Below are 17682 nucleotides of genomic sequence, written 5' to 3' on the forward strand. Positions count from 1 at the left end.
GCGTGACATGTCACGCCCCCTCTTTTTCTTTCATTGCACCTAAATGAACTGCCACATAGCGCTGATAACGAGTTGGTTTTAACTTAGTCAGATCCACCAGTACCAACCCATCAATACAATTGTTAAATGCGGGATCAGTACCAAAATCAATAAACTGCACTCCGCCAGGTTCACACAACTCAGTATATTGTTTATACAATGTAGGGATCGAGCTACCAATATTGCTCAATAAGCTTTTCAACCTAATCAAATCATCTTGATAATTATCGCCCGAGAACTGCGCAAGCACCTGTGGTAATGAGGCTGGATAAGGCTGGCGAGACTGTGCCATCGCATGCTCAGGGGAAAAATAGAGACGATAAAAAGCGATTAATAAGTCGCGAGCAGCAATAGGCATGGTTCCTGACATCGAAACAGGGCCAAATAAGTAGCGATACTGCGGATATTTTGCCAAATAAGCACCGATCCCCAACCATAAATAATCGAGACCGCGTTTCCCCCAATAAGCAGGCTGGATAAAACTACGCCCTAGCTCGATACCTTGTTCGAGGATTGGTCGCATTTCTTGATCATAATGAAATAGCGTATAACTATAGATACTTTCAATGCCTTTAGTGGCTAATTGCGTCGCCGTTGGTATAAAGCGATAAGCACCTACAATTTCTAATTCATCTTCATCCCATAATACTAAGTGATAATAATCATCATCATAGCTATCTAAATCACGCCGCCTACCAGAGCCTTCACCAACCGCCCGAAACGCAATTTCACGTAAACGGCCTAATTCTCTCAAAATTGGTGTTCTTGCTTCATTTTTACGGCGATACAGAAAAATAGCCTTACCATCTGGCGCCGTGCCAAGCCGTTCACATGCCATCAATGCTTTCTTCAATTCAAGGCGATCTTCAGGTAAGGCGATCGGCGATTCACTGGTGAATAAACCACTTTTTCCTTGCCCTAATAAATAGACATGGCGTCGAAAACGTTCGGCGAGATCGTGAGCTCGAGTATGGCCATCATGCCAATGCGTAAATGGAATACGACCACCAATACGAATTTTGATCCGTCCACCTTGATGCTTAAACATTTCACGGACTAATAATAGCGTCGACAGTGGACGATAAATAAATGAGGTCAGATAAAATAGATGGCTATTACGGCCACTAATATGAATAGGGACAATGGGTGCGCGCGCTTTGGCGGCTAAACGTAAAAAACCGGTATGCCAATGACGATCACGGATCCCTTTCGCCGTTAAGCGAGAGACTTCACCAGCAGGAAATAAGATCAATGCACCTTGCTGATCCAAATGTGTTTGCATCGCTTCAATTTGTTTGCGGCTAGTGCGGTTACTGAGATTATCGACAGGAACAAATAAATGGCTAAGCGGTTCAATATGGCTCAAGAGCTGATTAGCAACCACTTTCACATCGGGTCTAATGGTTGCGACGGTACGTAATAGCGCCAGCCCATCTAATGAACCAATCGGATGATTAGCCACTAATACCACAGGCCCTTGCGAGGGGATATTTTCGAGGTCGCCCTCAACTAACTCACAACTAATATTAAAGTTCTCGACCACTTGCTCAATTAAATCCAACCCTTTCAGATGTGGATAATCTTCGGCAAATTGCTTAAATTCTTTTTCAAATAACAGGCTTCTGAGTAATTTACGTTGCCAAGCGGGAGGCGCTCGGTCTGGGAATGCATCTTGCAGCAGGGTATCCAAACTAAACATTATCATATCTCCTCGCTTAGTTATTGCAAAACTAAGCCAAAGTAATGACGCTAGCGTGTCAGTTTAATGACAGAATAATGAAGTTATTCAATAAATGACGACCTACTCTTATTTACCCAAATACCCCAGATAATTTATGAGTAAATAAGAGAGACCTTTATATTGTAGCTGATAAATAATTTTAAGAGCTTATGGCGGCTAGAAATATACATAAGTATATGACTAGCGCAAGTGAGTGCAGTCACCATACCTTACGAAAAGCGCTGCAACTTGAAGTATGACGAGTATGTTAGTCGAATGTCGCGATAAGCCAGGCAGACCCCTTATACTCACCGGCGGTCGCATTGCTACCATGAAGGCGACTGTTGATCTTAATTGTCCTCACATCTTGAATTTTCACTTTAAAATCTTTACCTGATTGCCCCGTCACATCATCAACCAACTCCAACTCACTGTAGATCTTTTGACTACTATCAAGGCTATTTGTCATGGGTAGGCGTTTTTGCGGATCGCTGTCTGTTGCATAATCCAGCCGCAGCCTTACCGATGTTGCTTCGGCGAATTTACACTTATAAGTCACATTTTCTGAGACTGTGCTGTCATAATTGACCGTATTTAATGTCCCATGGCGCAAATTAACCGTACTTGGTAACCCTGAGCTCGTTGTTGTTGTGCAGAGTTCAGCAATATTAAATTGCGAAGCAGAGATCCTGATAGGCACTGTTGAATCGCTGATTGACCAAGAAGTATTAGCTGGCGCACTTGCACCGTCCACAAATGCACGCACATAACCCGCCAAATTCATGGGTTGGATGATAATTTGTCCATCGATAATTTTATTACGTATATAAAAGGTGATCGTGATCTGACGTGGAGTATAAAATGATGAAGCACTAACAGAATCCCCTGACTTAGCATTTGAGCACGCTTGAGAATCAGCCAAAAGCCGCCAAGTATCGATAAAACTACTTTCAACCGTCATGTACACATTGGCATTCACATCATACAGTTTTTTTCCCTCAACACTGGCGCCTGTTGGAGGAAGGTAGACAAATAAACGGTGATAGGCATTTGTTCCAAGATTAGTATTTGAGCTTCCCCATTGGGTACCAAGACAATTAGCTCGCCCTCTTACGCTGACAATAGAATTATCATTAATTACAGAAATTGGATTACCAACTTGATAGTATTCCCTACCATCACTGCCGTAAATAGGATCCTGAGCCACACTACTGTTATTAGTTAACTTTAAATAATAACCATCGCTTGGATTTATAATCTTTGGTGCATAATCTGCTTGAGCATAAAAACTATACAGCGTCAGACCACAAGCCAATAATAATGCTGGACGACTCACTATGATTGTCCACCGAATTAAACCAAAAAAATTAAACATGTCGGGAAATCCTATTAATAATACGTCACAGAAAAAGTCACCGCGGAAGTAAATTGGCCGAGCTCCAACTGATCGATAGGCATCGCGCTCACTAGCTTGGCTTGTAAATCAATGCGGTATTTTGTGTCATTAATACGTTCTGGATAGATTTGTTGAGTCTTGCCTGTTTCTAATGGGCGGTTAACATCCCCTGTCGTTTCAGCAAAATCGATACCTAACCCATCGATACTGGTTGCTAAAATATTTTTTCCTTCATAAGGCAACGAATTGGTTCCTTTAGGATCCAAAACAATGGCAAGTGTTCGATTAAAATTACATCCAGAGATATATAAAGAAAAATCTTGTGCCGCATCAGCCTTATTAAGCGTTTCTGTTTTTACCGTACCAAAGTTTATTTTTAATGGTGAATTGTTGTTTTCGCCACGCAAATCACAGATCGGATCCACCATAGTTGCTGTTACATTAACTTCAATATCAGCTTGGCTAGATAAAGGGAAAAAGAGCAATACCCCATAACAATAGTGGCGTATTTGATGATTAAATTTCACTACTCATACTCCACTGCAAAAGTTACCGTCCCCACAAAATCGCCTACTTTGGCATCTGTCGTTGCGGGCTTACGCACGAACACACCGAAATCAAATTGCTGCGCATTATCGACAACAGAAACTACACCTAGTGGCATAGGTTTATTCCATTCAATGGCTTTATTGTCCTGATCAACAAGCCCTAATAAAACGCCGCTATCCCCTTTAGTCACTAAATAGCTTTCCGTTCCGATATTCACTAACTGATTACTTTGCCAAGTTAATTTAATACTTTTTTGTAAGTCTGTTTCACTACACTTATTAATAGCGATTGAAAAAGGCGTTATGGCACTTTTTTCATTTTCATTAATAAATTGCCAGCGTAAGTTATAAAGAGTTATTTTTTGCTTTAATGAATCAGGCGCAACTTGGCATGCCGTACTAATTAGCTCGCCATTAAATTCAACATCTAGGCTATTTGAGGCCCCTGTTATTGAGCTTATGACTAATAACGACAGTAATAGTATGGAACTGGGAACAACCTGATTATTCATATCCCACCTCAAGCCGTAATACCCGATATTGATCGGCATCCCATGGCATGCGGATCGTATTAGTACCATCGATAAGATTGAGGAAGTACCGAGGAAACCGATGTCCTCGCTGCACATCATAAAATTGCACAGCAGCTGGTGTGGTAGTTGTTCCCATAAAATCAGCGCCAGCGCCACATTTGGTCAGAGAAAGATAATGCGATCCTAGCCAAGACAAATTACAAGGAGAATTAAACACAACGGCATTCACCTGTATTTGGCCCGCATGTACAGCCTCATAATCCACTTGATTAACAGGTGTATTGGCAACTGGCGTTGCAGCAATGACGAATTTGCTGGCAAACAAACATAGCAACCACAGCATCGATTTCTTTTTCATTTCACTTCCCTCTAGTGACTTGAATACGAATTATTTTTCACCCGTCACCGAACAGGTTTCACCTTGACAAGAAAATGCCAGTGTTGGCTTTCCACCATAATCATTGATATAAGTCAGGTAAGGTGTGGCCAATGAAGCAGAGGTGATCTCATGGGTTGATTTAGGTGGCACCATCACAACATCAAAAGCATTTTTCTCTGACTGTGATTTACTGTTTCCAAAGCCAATTACAGTTAAATTAAACGGCGTCGTATTATTCAAACGATAGCCTTTCGCCGTTTTAGTCAACGTCACCTTATGTGCCCACTTGGTTTCAGATTCAGACAATATATGGGTGGGGCGATAAAACAGTTTCACTCGCGATTGCAAAGCAATTTGTAATGTATTGCCATCGTTTGATTTAGGTGGAACTTCACGTAAATTGAAATAAAAAACTGATTCTCTATCTTGAGGAAGCTTGCTCACTTCAGGAGTCACACTTAAACGAACAAGGCTATTACTATTAGGTTCAATACGTTGCAAAGGTGGTGTTGCAAGTATTGCCCCTTTGGTTAATTTATTGCCTTGTAAATCTTCAATCCAACTTTGCGCTAAATACGCTTCTTCTGGATTATCATTGGAAATAGTCACATTAATAGAAGGCTTGGAGCCCGGAAAAATAATACGTGTTCTATCGAGTGTCACAGCACTATATGCATTGGTTGTCACCAATAACGTTGCATAAATAAGCGCTGTGCTTAACCCATTACGTAAACTCAAAATGTTTAATTTCATAAAACCTAATCTCATAAATATTAATTAGCGACTGATATACTTTTTAATGGCATAGCATCAGCTAGTGCTGTATTAGCCTCTATCCCGTCATTGTTAATTGTTGAACATGGCAGCAGTAGCATGCTGCTTGAGGTATCTAAATTTTCTGGAAGATGTAATCCACATTGCGGCTTACCGCCCCAATAAACAGAAAGTGTTTCTTGTGGTGAAATACCAACTAACCAAGTCACCCCATCTTCGCCGACAATGCCTAACTCACGGTTCTCCGCATTGCGAACACTCGCACCAAAAGGTGGGTTTTTACCGTTACTCAACGATAAAATGGCAAACAACTTTTCACCTTTCATCACTGATAAGCTACGGTATCCAATCGCCCCTTTGGTCAAGGTGACATCGGTCGTTGAATCCAAAGTGTCTAAATTATCGGGGAGTTGGCTGGTATTAATCGATGCCACTGATTTGCGATAACTATTAATGTTAGGGATCACCGCCAGACCAAATCGATTGGTTTTGATAATGCCATTATCAAGGGGAACACCACCAATACCTGAAGTATCAATCATCAAACGGGTATCACCATTCGCACTACGGTGCATCGCAATGCCATGTGCAGTTACAGTGAACCCACTATTAATCGATCCCCCAATGCTGCGATACTGCTGTGGAACATAACTCGCGTTTGCAGAAATATTGGCCTGAGAGAGATCACGTGAATAGTAACCACTGATACTCGATTCACTGTCTCTGTTTTGCCCGTGGTTATAACCGACGTTCACACTGTAGCTGTCACTATCGTTGTATCCGCTATAACCAATATTGTGGTTATGTTGACTACTCCCCCCTGAACGTGAATACAATTCAGAAAATGTCACACTATGGCCACTATAAAATGGTACGGTTAGATAAAGGTTAATCGAGTCATCTTTATAGCCATGCTCGCGCTCAGTACGCGTCGCCGATAACGACAAAGTGGCATTTTGCTGTGACAAACTAGGAATACTAATATTCGTACTCGCATATAAGCCATACTGTGTTTGAGGCTTGTCTTGCCAATACGTACTATATTGATAATTCAATGAAAGATTAAAATCATCAAAATACTTATTAAGATAAATTTGATAGTTTTCTTTTGCTGCTCGTGGCTGATAGCCAGTACGCTCCTGCTCCATAAATTGGCTTAGTGTTCGGTAATTTCGATCAGCAAATCGGTATCCTGCAAAAGTAATATCGGTACGGATCTCATCGAATGATTTGGCATAATTCAGTCGATAAGAACGACCTTGCAACGTTTGATGGGTTAAATGAGCAATAGATTGCGTGATATCGACAGAGAGTGCACCAAAAGCAAAGAGGTCGCGGCCAATACCAAGCGCAGCCGTTTGATAATCACCATTGAGTTGTGAGCCTCCATATAAAGACCACTCGTTAGATAGACCATAAGAAAGCTCCCCACCAATCACTGGCTTTCCAGTAACATCGTGTCCGTTATAACGTGTTTTACCTGCCACCAATTTATAAATAAATCGGCCAGGACGAGTTAAATAAGGCAATGATGCGGTGTTAACACTAAATTTTTTCTCTTCACCATTTTCTTCACGTACCGTGACATCTAATACCCCACGTACGCCGCTATCCAATGTTTGAATACGAAAAGGTCCCGCAGGAACGGTTGTTTCTAAAAGAACACGATCTTGACTGCGTACAGTGACTGTCGCAGTAGTATTGGCGATCCCAACAATTTCAGGAGCATAGCCCACTAATTTAGGTGGAAGCATACGATCATCACTTTCTAATGAGATCCCACTGTATTGCCATGACTCAAAGACATCTGAATAAAAATAATTTTCACCAATCGTCAAAATCGCAGCGAGGCTTTTAAGAGAAGTAAATGCATACAACCGGCTGAAATCAAACTGGTAAGTTTCTTGTGAATGATGACAACCATGCTGTTTCTGATAAGAAGTATTAAAATCGCCACGTAAACGCCAAGCGCCCAAATTCACACCTGTTGTTCCATTAGCAGATAAATAAACACGTTTATCGCCGCTATTTTCTTCGGTCGCTGAGGCATTAGCGCTGTAATCAACAAATGCACCATTAATACCCTCTTCCCACAGTGCAGGCGGAACCCAATAAGGATCGCGATATTCCATCCATATTTGAGGAATAACGACTTTAAGAGACAAAGTCGATAATTCAACCGTTAGCTGAGTCCCTGTCAATGCAGAAAGATCCAAGCATTTGCCATGATGAAAAAGTGTCACTTTTTCTTTCGCAGAAGAAGTCAAACCAAATAAATCAAGCATCTCTGTTGGAACACAAACGGTTTGCAATGCATTTTGCTCATCGTGACTTTGTTCGAGAACTTCGATATCTCGGGGAACACCTAAACGCTGACCATTCACAAATACAGTTAAAACATAATGGCCGGGTGGCACATACCCAGCAACGGCAAATTGGCTCATATCAACATTCTCAATATCTTCTGCATCTAATACATCCGTATTAAATTCAGTCGCATACGCTGTACATGTCGTCACGCTAAATGCCAATAAAATGGCTTGCCTGAGCTTGCTAAGTTTGAACATCATGCCTATACCATCCCAAATGCCACAAAAACGCCCTTACAATGCCAATCGCATTGCGGCAACTTTTATTTGTTTTTATTGATAATCGATAAAAAAACGGATCAGCCCTTGATAATTCCCTGCTTGAATGGGTTCCCCTGTCAGTTCTAACTGCAAGAAGTAACGTAAAAAAAGTGTCTGCCCTGATTTTTCTTGCCGTAACACACTGTCATACAATGGATAATAGTGGCCTGGCGTGAGTATTTGCTTACTGTCATCTAATACTGAAACACCCAATCCTTTTGAAGGGCCTTGCAAAACAAAAGCATTGATATGTTCGGCACTTTGACCATCAAACCGTACTGACCATGTCTTACTATCAATAAGAGAATAAATACTTCCGCAATCATGCAGCTCAATTTCAAATGGCTGAGAATACTGTTCTCGATAACTTGTCGACGATAATGCAGCTAGTGTTAATGACGAAAAATCCACAGTTTGATAGCGGTCTTTCATAACGATTGAACACGGCGTTGAAATAACACTTCCAACAAGTTGAGCATTTCCTTCATGGCGCATACCGATTTCATTTGCGCTATAAGAAATAGAAATACCACTATGAAAAACTAAAAAACTACTGATTAACTGAAGGATAAAACGCTGACAACGACTCATTGTTTTCTCTTTCTGACGATTGAAGAGCCGCCAGTAAAGACTGACGGCAAATCGAAACACTGACACTTACTGGTAAGTGATACGGAAGTTTGAAATAGCGCTAAATTTACCTTCTGCAACATCTTTAGACGCATCAACGGCTTTAGCTAATGCTTTAAATGTCAAAGTAATATCATCTTGCTTATTACCATTTGGTAATACATTTTTAGCTTTACCAAACTCAAAACCATCGATAGCAATACCTAAGTTATTTGCATTACCTACAGAAGTTGCAAGTAATGTATTTTTATCATCTGCATAATTTTGACCGGTAAATACCAATTGCATTGTTTTCACAGCAACAGGCTTGCCCTCAGTATCTTTATCAAAATTATTAAAATCACAGCCAGTAAACTTAATATCAAAGTCTGCCTCGGCCACATTACCGCCTTCCAGAGCTTTACGTGAAAGTTGTCCGAAATCGACAGTTTGTTTTAACGACGACTGCTCAATATTGCATGGCGTATTAACGACTGAGCCAATAAAATCAATAGAACCCGTGTTATCAGCCATTGAATTAAATGACACAATAGATGCAACAAATGTAGAGGCAATCGCTAATTTAAAACATTTCATGTTATTTCCTTAAAATAAAAGTAATTTGAAATAATGCGCAACATAGGGATCCTATGCTGTTTTAATTTCAATTTTATTGACTACAAAAAATTAATAGAAATTCATCCTTTAATGGTTAAATTCTATTTTTATAAAAAAGATAAAACTAATGTTATAGATATATCTATACTCTAAATAATTCGGGGCGCAGCTAGGCGACAAGTGAACGCATCGCTAAGAGCATAGAAAATACTGTGACTGGCGTGAGTGAACCTAGTCTCGTATACCTTAACGAAAAGCGCTACAACCTGAAATATGATGAGTATATAACATTAAAACTTACATCATTTACTTAAACATTTTTAAGTCATAAACTTCATCTGCATGATTTGCTATTACCGCAAAAAAGAAGTCGGCCCAGTTTCTATCTAAAATCTTCAGCATAATGTCTAAAGACTCAATACTGATACTCGTTTCACCACGTTCATAACGTGATATCTGCTGTTGACTAACATTTAGCAATTGGCCTAATTCAAAACCAGTTAATGATTTATTTATCCGAGATTTCTTTAGGAACAAACCAATATCTATTTTTAGTGGATGTCTACTCTTCATAATATTAAAACCAATAATTAACAGTTTGAAAGCTTCATAACAAAAAAAGAGTTTCTTCAGTATTCGATAAAAACACTTTATTTCTTTATCAAATAAAATAATAAGTGTATGCATCAAATTTGATTTGAAATATAGAGCGATGAAATCATCCTGTAAACACATTTAAAGCAATCAAAAACCAAACTATTGATAGTCAAAATCTATTGAAAACCCTATTTTACTCATTATAAGTGAAAAAACACCTATGAAATAGTAAGTGCTATCAATAAATTATAAGAACTAACTTGAATAAGCAGTACAAGAAATACTATTTAAACCAGTTAAATATTTACTGGTTTAAATAGTATATAGCTCAGCCATTACCAATTTGTTACAATTAAACTTATTTTGAAAAAATAATTTTCTAAAACTATCATAAACAATACTTTTTAAAATAGTAAAAGATACCATCTCATATAGAACAAAAATTTCTTTCCTATATATAGAAATAGAAAAATATTTTGTGTCTATTCTAGATAGTTGCATTTTCAAAAAAATAAAATGCATCTCCAAAACTGTCAAAACCTATTACTGAAAAAAAATTTAGGCGGGTAGTAAAATGTGCATTCTATATAATTTGAGGTGTAGCTAAGCGACAAGTCAATAAGTCGCCAGTAGCATAGATAACTATGTGACTGATGCGAGTGAGCGCAGTCACATCTACCTCAACGAAAGTACTGCAACTTAAATTATGGTGAGTGTATAAAGCAATAATGACCTTTAGTACACCCCAAAAAGAAATAAATATTTAGAAACATTGTTAATTAGTTTTGTAACAAAAAAAATATTGATGATAATATAACAATGTGATTTTAAATTTAAAAGTAATCAATCACGGAAGTTATAAATTTATAAAAAGTTTAATTTACCATTTATTACGTATAAAACGTCATATATTATAGCAATAAATTACGCATTATTGGAGTAATAATAAAATTAAAACCTATAATTTTACTAAAATCAGAATATAAAATTATAATTAGAACTTTTGAAATTATATACTTTCGTTTTCAAAAAATACTTCCTAGAATTACTCCAATGAATTGTATTTTGAATATTACTTGCACATCTCATTTCTAACCTAAGTTAAAATGAATAAAACCATCTTATTCACTATATTATTCATCACCTAGAGTCAAACTTAGCTTTGGGAAAAACATCAGCATAAGAATATCATAAAGTGAGAAAACCATATACGGGTTAATCACTTCTCTAATAGGAAAAATGGAATTTAAAGATGTAAATATTATTGTACTTAAAATGACTATACTTCCTGAGTCTTTATAAACTACAGGAATTATACCTTTATTTTCGACAAATAGTAAAAGACAAACACTCTCTCGCATCGAGAGTATTAACGCTATATTAATAAATTATGGCTTTATTTTATGCATGTAACTGCATAGTTCATGCAATGGATTGAGTTTGTTTGTCACACCTAAGCAGAGTACAATCATACTATGAAGAATGGATATTTAAAGGCAAAAAAAATGGTTTACACAATTAATAGCCAATTAAAATATAATTCTGAGGATGGCAGCATCTATGGTTTAGATGACCTTTCTGAACCTATTACAACATTAACACCTGTATTAAATAGAATATTAAAAGTTCTAGTAGAAAATAAATCACAACTTATGCCAAGAGATCGGATCCTAGAACTAGTATGGGATAAACATGGGTTAGTAAGCTCATCAAATACACTGAATCAATACATTAGCATGCTAAGAAAACTGTTCACTCAGTATCTTAATGTCGATAACGCAATCTTAACCGTTCCTAAAAAAGGAATGATACTGTCATCTGAACTCTTAATTGAAAAAGAAGAACCTAAGATTTTAGATGGTGAGTCAGAGGAAAGCATAAAACACTCACCCAAGAGCACATATGTCATCGACCGAACAAAATTTATAGCGTATTCCTTATGTATCATTTTAATTTTTATTTGTATTTCAATGGGTTTTTATATAGTTATACAGAAAAAATCATTTCAATCTATTGGTTTTTATCAAATCAGTAAAATAAGTACATGCCCTGTTTATGCTTTTAAGGAATATGATGATCAAATGCATGTAATTAACACAATCAATAAACAAGTGACTAATTTTAATATTACTTGTAAAAATGGTGATTACTTTTATTACTACGATAATAACGAAAGTACAGACTATATTAAACATAACTTTCTTGCTAAATGTAATGAGCAAACTTGCATTACAAAGAGGTTTAACTTTTAGAGATTAATATGAAAGCAAAATTATTCTCACTAATATTATTGCTTATGTCTACACCAATATTAGTTTACTATTTTTTATTTCACCAAGAAACAATCTATTGCAATGCTGAGATAGAGTCCGAATTTGTTAAGTTTCCGACATCATATCAGCTAAATTATAGGATCATTTATAAAGGTGATAAAACAGGTTATTTCCGCATCACAGGCTATATACCAAATGAGAAAAGATACATCATACACCGAGTGATGAATTACAAGGTATTAGAAAAGAATAATGACTTACTAACATTACAGATAACTTCTATCAGGAAATCGCCACAAGATAATATACCTGATGAATTATTTAACAAATATTTTAAAGTAGTATCGGATGATGCCATCATGTATTTAAATATAAGTCAACTAAAAGAAGGTGATTATCTAATTTCAGGTACATTAGGCCCATATTTTATCTGTAAATCAGAATAGTTAATCAAAAAAGTATCCAAGTGAGTAAATACTCTAAATAATTCGAGGTGCTGCTAGGCAACAAGTGAACAAGTCGCCAGGAGCATAGATAACACGGTGACTGGCATGAGTGAACGTAGTTGCTTATACCTTAACTAAAAGCGCTGCAACTTGAAGTATGACGAGTATATATTTTTATATTTCAAGTTTAGGAACTAACTAGAAAGGAAAAATTATGAACACAATCAAAGTATTAAATGAAAACCCACAAAAAACATCCATTGCTGTTGGCAAAATACTAAAAAAAGCAAGAAAATCAAAAAACTATACAGGTATTGCACTAGGTAAAAAAATCAATATATCACAACAGCAAATTTCAAGTTATGAAAGAGGTGTCAACAATATTAGTTTGAAATTGCTATTCACTATACTGACAGAATTGGATTTAAATCTAAATGATTTTATTTTTCTTTTGAATAAAGAACTCAAGAAGGATAGCGGAAATTATCACTATTAATAAGTATTTCTTCAGAGGCTCATCCGTCATCATATGATATAAGCCTGCTCCTTTTATTATTCAAACGTCTATTTTCCACTGGATATAACAAGAAGAGGCTTATTTTTTCATGATTATTAGGTTTTTATATTTAAAAATAATCGCAAACATAGCTAAAATAAAATATAAAATAGGCTCAGGAGTCATTACTTTCATTGACAGTATATAATGAGTGATAACCAACAATAATGTAGGATGGAGTAAATAATGGATCCTATTCCACCAAACCCCTAATCGTACCCGAATAAAATTAAATGAACTTACCGCCATCAAAAATAGACTTATCCAACATATCGCACCTATCACCAAATATAAATGAGAAAAAACTTCAGAAAAAAACAATGACAAACTGTTCCACCCAATTTCCAGTAATAAATAACTGCATAAATGCAATAATGCCCAAGTAAAGCACCATAACCCAAGCAGTTTACGCGTTTGGAAAAGCACATTAAATCGCAAAAAATAAGCCAATACAGGGATCAGAGCTATCACAATCAATAAACGTAATGCGATGATCCCCGTGAAGTGCTGAATATCCTTTGCAGGATCAGCCCCTAAAATTTGGCTATTGATTGCATAAATTAACCATAATAGAGGCAATAACGCAGCGATATGAGCAATGCTCTTGGTGCTAAAAACAGCCATACGGCTTTCTTTAAGCATCAGAAATATCTCCGTAAATCCATTCCTTTATATAAATCAGCAACCTGCTCACCATAGCCATTGAACAACAATGTAGGTTGTCGGCTGACTTGCCCAAAACCACCAGCACCAATAAAACGCTCTGTCGCTTGCGACCAACGTGGATGATCTACCTGTGGATTTACATTGGCATAAAACCCATATTCATTTGGCGCAGAAAGATTCCATGTTGTTGGCGGTATCGCATCCGTTAAACGGATTTTTACAATCGATTTAATGCCTTTAAATCCATATTTCCACGGTACCACCAAACGAATGGGCGCCCCATTTTGATTTGGCAGTGACTTACCATACACTCCAGTTGCCAACAAAGTCAGTGGATTCATCGCTTCATCCATTCGCAAACCTTCCACATAAGGGTAAGGTAATCCACCACCAATAAATCGACTCTTTTGACCAGGCATTTCTTCAGGTGCATAACGCGTTTCAAAAGCAACATATTTAGCATTATTGGTTGGTTCAACGAGTGCCAATAATTTTGCTAATGGAAATCCCACCCACGGGATCACCATCGACCAAGCCTCAACACAACGCATACGGTAAATACGTTCTTCTAAGGCGAATTTATTTTGAATGTCATCCAGATTTAATGTCATTGGCCGATTCACTTCCCCCTCGATAGTGACCGTCCATTCATCTGTTTTCATGGTATGTGCATATTCAGCTGGATCAGATTTATTCAAACCAAACTCATAAAAATTATTATATCCAGTAACCTTATCTTCTGGTGTTAATATCAATGAAGATTGATATTCTTCAGGCTGAATAAATGTCAGGGCCTTTCTTTCTGCTTGTGGAACTGCGGGCTTATCATCACTAAACCATGAAAATAAATCAGCTTTGACTGCAGATGATAATGCAATTCCAGATACTCCGACCCCTAACAACTTCAGCAATTTTCTTCGTTTCATAAAAAATACAGATTCAGGGGTAATTTGTGAGGAAGGTATCTTATCTGGCTTTTTCATCATGCTCTCCATTGCTCAAACAAATAGGCTAAGGTTTAAAAAAGAGAAATTACTCTTTCTAGATAGCAGCAGTTATACCTAAACCAAAAGAGAAAACGCTGACATTAAGATGACAAATTTGTCATCTTAATTATTATTGCAGAGGGAAATTCAAAATAATCGTACTTTGCCCAATATGATGTTTAAAAGCGACAGAACCACCATGTAGCTCAATAATTGCCTTCACAATTGATAACCCTAAACCACTCCCTTCAGAAGTGCGTGCATTATCCCCTCGCCAAAAACGCGTAAAAATTTCATCACTATCTGACAACACATCACCATCATTCACAACACTGATAGATAAAGTTCCATGACCTGCTGTGATATTAGTGGTGACCTGCGTATCTGATTTAGCATATTTAATCGCATTGGAAATCACATTCATTAGTACTCTTACTAATAACACTCGGTCGGCATTAAGGCTTAATGAGGATGGCCCACATACTAAAACAATGTTTTTTTCTTCAGCGTAAGAGGTAAATAGCTCATAAACTTCATTAACCAAATCAAATAACGGAAGTTCTTCTCGCTTTAACGCAATATTCCTATTTTCAGCACGAGCGATAAATAGAATGCTTTGAATAATCTGCGCTAATTTGTCTAACTCTTCAATGTTACTGGCAATCACTGATTCATATTCATCAATACTCCGTGAACGCTGTAAAACAATCTCATTTTGAACTCGGATAGCATTAATTGGTGTTCTCAGTTCATGAGCTAAATCATCTGCAAGTTGGGTTAACTTAGTAAAATCGCCCTTCAACCTTGAGCGCATGATGTTAAGAGACTCACCGAGATCTTTTAGCTCGTTTGGAAGCTGCGTAACTTTGATTGGATGATTCAATGCCTGGAGATCTGTATTGGCAGTTGTTTGACTAAGAAACTGAATATCACGTAATCCTTTCTTAATTAACCAAAGGCTGAGTAGGCCCATTAAAAGGATAGATATTAGTGAGATCATTAAACTTTGCGTCAAATACTTAGTTAACACGCTATCACGATCAACGGAGGCTTTGGCTAATACAACATTCAAACGCCCCATTGGTGAATCAATATTAAAACTCACCGCAGAAACAGGGATCCCCGATGACGTTCGCCAATGGGAGATATTGTTTGTATCAAGGGTATCGAGTTGTGCTAATTTTAGATGCTTTAAAGTAAGCATATCGGAATTTGTGGCGACAATAATATTACCTTCTGCATTTGTTATTTGAATAATATCTTGTCGCATGTCCATCATGCGCTGGAAATACATAGGCAGTGTTTTGATATCGATACCGCTAGCGATTAGTTTTGCCAGTTGATCTGCACGATTTATGAGTAAATTATCGTCCCGTTCGATTAATTCATTTTTTAAGGAATGATAAAGCAGCCAAGTCACTAGCCCTGCATTAGCGACCATCAGCAAAATAAAAGCAAGAATGAGCTGAAAGCGTAGTGATTTTTTTTTCATGCGCTTGGCCTATTACAGCGATATCCCATCCCACGAATGGTCTCTATTAATTTAATTTCATAACCATCATCAATTTTTTTTCTTAACCGCCTAATAGCGACATCAATGATATTTGTATCGCTTTCAAAATCGATCCCCCATACCTCACTAGCAATCAGCGTTCTTGGTAAGATCTCATCAGCATGTAATACAAAGAAAAGTAACAGTGAATACTCTTGGCGAGTTAGAATAATTTTGCTTCCTCCACGTTCAACATCATGACGAGTAAGGTCTATTTTTAAATCTGCCAACTCAATATGTGTAGTAGAATGTTGGTTAACCTTAAGCTGATTTTTAACCCTTGCGAGTAATTCTGCAAAAGAAAATGGTTTAACTAAATAGTCATTCGCACCTAATTCGAGCCCTTTAACTCGATCATCAACCGCATCCCTTGCCGTTAAACAAATCACCGGAACTGATTTAGAAGTCCGTAATACTTTTAAAATATCCCAGCCATTCATCCCTGGAAGCATAATATCCAATATCACCAGTTGATAATCGTTTTCCAGCGCAAAATAGAGGCCATCTCTACCATCTGATGCAACATCAACAACGAAACCAGCTTCTTCTAATCCTTTTTTAACCCAACTTTGGGTTTTACTGTGATCTTCAATTAATAGTATCTTCATGCTACCTCCAAGCTCCCCTTGAACAATAATTTACCTGAAGAGCACAAACCACACTAATAACTTATCTTAAATTTATAATGAACTCATAGCTGAATACAGTGATCGCAGCTATTCACAGATAACCATGACCACCTAAGATGATATGCAGACTACTTAACAAACAACTCAATAAGGCAAAAGTTATGTGGTGTTTGAGAGCTAACAACATATTGTAGTGATTTTCCATCATTCTCAATCAGTGCGGTTTCAAATGCGGTTAATTGGCATTGTTTGTCACCAAGGCAAAGATCAAGTTGAGCCGCTGTATTAAAGATAAGTACCCGATCCGCATCACTAATCCATGAAGATAATACTTCCCCGTTGATCCATTGCAAGCGCGCTCGGTATTTATCAGGGTTATAAATCAGGTTAAAATCTCTAATAGGCTCATCAAGTAATTCAGCATGGACATCACTTTCGCCATCAAATGCAAAAAACTGTTTTTGATGCAGTGTGATAGGGGCTTGCTGGTCAATATTCAACACCAGCCCATCCCCACCATCGAGTACACCAATAATCCGTTTTCTATTTGGAAAATAAGAAAATTCCCCTGCCGATTTCACATCAGCAATAGAGACACGCCAGTCAAAATCAGCTAACCCAACACCATGACTACGGGCTATCTCTAAAGTAAAACCTTGCCCATTTTTCCATGGCATTTTTTGATAGTTTTCAGCGGTTAACACTTGGATCATGGTTAAATCAACCTTTAG

The 17682-nt window shown here is 37.4% G+C and carries 18 protein-coding genes; 3 read left to right on the forward strand and 15 right to left on the reverse strand.

The window, feature by feature from the left end:
* Positions 1-10 precede the first annotated feature (10 nt).
* From olsF to AC3Z9T_RS12420, 10 genes are all read right to left on the reverse strand, one after another.
* Positions 11-1738 carry a bifunctional ornithine lipid synthase OlsF gene (olsF, locus tag AC3Z9T_RS12375; protein ID WP_490126430.1) on the reverse strand — a complete coding sequence of 576 codons (1728 nt, stop codon included), beginning with the start codon at positions 1736-1738 and terminating at the stop codon, positions 11-13.
* Between the two features lie 289 nt (positions 1739-2027).
* The gene (locus tag AC3Z9T_RS12380; RefSeq protein WP_490126431.1) at positions 2028-3134 is read right to left on the reverse strand and encodes an MrpH family fimbial adhesin; all 1107 of its coding nucleotides are present in this window, start codon (positions 3132-3134) and stop codon (positions 2028-2030) included.
* Positions 3135-3148: 14 nt separating this feature from the next.
* Positions 3149-3682: a fimbrial protein gene (locus tag AC3Z9T_RS12385; protein WP_490126432.1), complete on the reverse strand. Its 534-nt coding sequence runs from the start codon at positions 3680-3682 to the stop codon at positions 3149-3151.
* Positions 3682-4215, reverse strand: a complete 534-nt coding sequence (locus tag AC3Z9T_RS12390) for a fimbrial protein (RefSeq protein ID WP_490126433.1) — start codon at positions 4213-4215, stop codon at positions 3682-3684. Before AC3Z9T_RS12390 ends, AC3Z9T_RS12385 begins: the two co-directional genes overlap by 1 nt.
* Entirely contained in the window at positions 4208-4594 is a 387-nt protein-coding gene (locus AC3Z9T_RS12395) for a fimbrial protein (RefSeq protein ID WP_490126434.1), read from the reverse strand. The genes AC3Z9T_RS12390 and AC3Z9T_RS12395 overlap by 8 nt, the downstream gene beginning before the upstream one ends.
* A gap of 30 nt (positions 4595-4624) precedes the next feature.
* On the reverse strand, positions 4625-5368 hold the full coding sequence (locus tag AC3Z9T_RS12400) for a fimbrial biogenesis chaperone (RefSeq protein WP_490126435.1): 744 nt from the start codon (positions 5366-5368) through the stop codon (positions 4625-4627).
* A gap of 20 nt (positions 5369-5388) precedes the next feature.
* The gene (locus tag AC3Z9T_RS12405) at positions 5389-7959 is read right to left on the reverse strand and encodes a fimbria/pilus outer membrane usher protein (protein ID WP_490126436.1); all 2571 of its coding nucleotides are present in this window, start codon (positions 7957-7959) and stop codon (positions 5389-5391) included.
* 72 nt (positions 7960-8031) lie between these two features.
* Complete coding sequence (locus AC3Z9T_RS12410) at positions 8032-8610, reverse strand: fimbrial protein (RefSeq protein ID WP_490126437.1); 579 nt, start codon at positions 8608-8610, stop codon at positions 8032-8034.
* 66 nt (positions 8611-8676) lie between these two features.
* The gene (locus AC3Z9T_RS12415; RefSeq protein WP_490126438.1) at positions 8677-9225 is read right to left on the reverse strand and encodes a fimbrial protein; all 549 of its coding nucleotides are present in this window, start codon (positions 9223-9225) and stop codon (positions 8677-8679) included.
* Between the two features lie 327 nt (positions 9226-9552).
* Entirely contained in the window at positions 9553-9819 is a 267-nt protein-coding gene (locus tag AC3Z9T_RS12420; protein WP_490126439.1) for a helix-turn-helix domain-containing protein, read from the reverse strand.
* A 1529-nt stretch (positions 9820-11348) separates the two neighbouring features.
* On the opposite strand from AC3Z9T_RS12420, the gene AC3Z9T_RS12425 reads away from it, so the two are divergent.
* The 3 genes from AC3Z9T_RS12425 (at position 11349) to AC3Z9T_RS12435 (ending at position 13058) form a co-directional block, all read left to right on the forward strand.
* Complete coding sequence (locus AC3Z9T_RS12425; RefSeq protein WP_490126440.1) at positions 11349-12095, forward strand: winged helix-turn-helix domain-containing protein; 747 nt, start codon at positions 11349-11351, stop codon at positions 12093-12095.
* A gap of 8 nt (positions 12096-12103) precedes the next feature.
* Complete coding sequence (locus AC3Z9T_RS12430; protein WP_490126441.1) at positions 12104-12562, forward strand: FidL-like protein; 459 nt, start codon at positions 12104-12106, stop codon at positions 12560-12562.
* 214 nt (positions 12563-12776) lie between these two features.
* Entirely contained in the window at positions 12777-13058 is a 282-nt protein-coding gene (locus AC3Z9T_RS12435; RefSeq protein ID WP_490126442.1) for a helix-turn-helix domain-containing protein, read from the forward strand.
* Positions 13059-13157: 99 nt separating this feature from the next.
* Here AC3Z9T_RS12435 and msrQ read toward each other — a convergent pair whose 3' ends face one another.
* The 5 genes from msrQ to AC3Z9T_RS12460 form a co-directional block, all read right to left on the reverse strand.
* The gene (gene msrQ, locus AC3Z9T_RS12440) at positions 13158-13760 is read right to left on the reverse strand and encodes a protein-methionine-sulfoxide reductase heme-binding subunit MsrQ (RefSeq protein ID WP_490126443.1); all 603 of its coding nucleotides are present in this window, start codon (positions 13758-13760) and stop codon (positions 13158-13160) included.
* The gene (gene msrP / locus AC3Z9T_RS12445; protein WP_490126613.1) at positions 13760-14767 is read right to left on the reverse strand and encodes a protein-methionine-sulfoxide reductase catalytic subunit MsrP; all 1008 of its coding nucleotides are present in this window, start codon (positions 14765-14767) and stop codon (positions 13760-13762) included. Before msrP ends, msrQ begins: the two co-directional genes overlap by 1 nt.
* Positions 14768-14900: 133 nt before the next feature.
* Positions 14901-16262, reverse strand: coding sequence for a heavy metal sensor histidine kinase (locus AC3Z9T_RS12450; RefSeq protein WP_490126444.1), 1362 nt, complete (start codon positions 16260-16262; stop codon positions 14901-14903).
* Positions 16259-16930 (reverse strand): heavy metal response regulator transcription factor, encoded by a 672-nt coding sequence (locus tag AC3Z9T_RS12455; protein WP_490126445.1) that lies wholly within the window; start codon positions 16928-16930, stop codon positions 16259-16261. The genes AC3Z9T_RS12450 and AC3Z9T_RS12455 overlap by 4 nt, the downstream gene beginning before the upstream one ends.
* A 149-nt stretch (positions 16931-17079) precedes the next feature.
* The gene (locus tag AC3Z9T_RS12460; protein WP_490126446.1) at positions 17080-17664 is read right to left on the reverse strand and encodes a HutD/Ves family protein; all 585 of its coding nucleotides are present in this window, start codon (positions 17662-17664) and stop codon (positions 17080-17082) included.
* Positions 17665-17682: the final 18 nt, after the last annotated feature.

Source organism: Providencia sp. 6390, assembly GCF_058148425.1.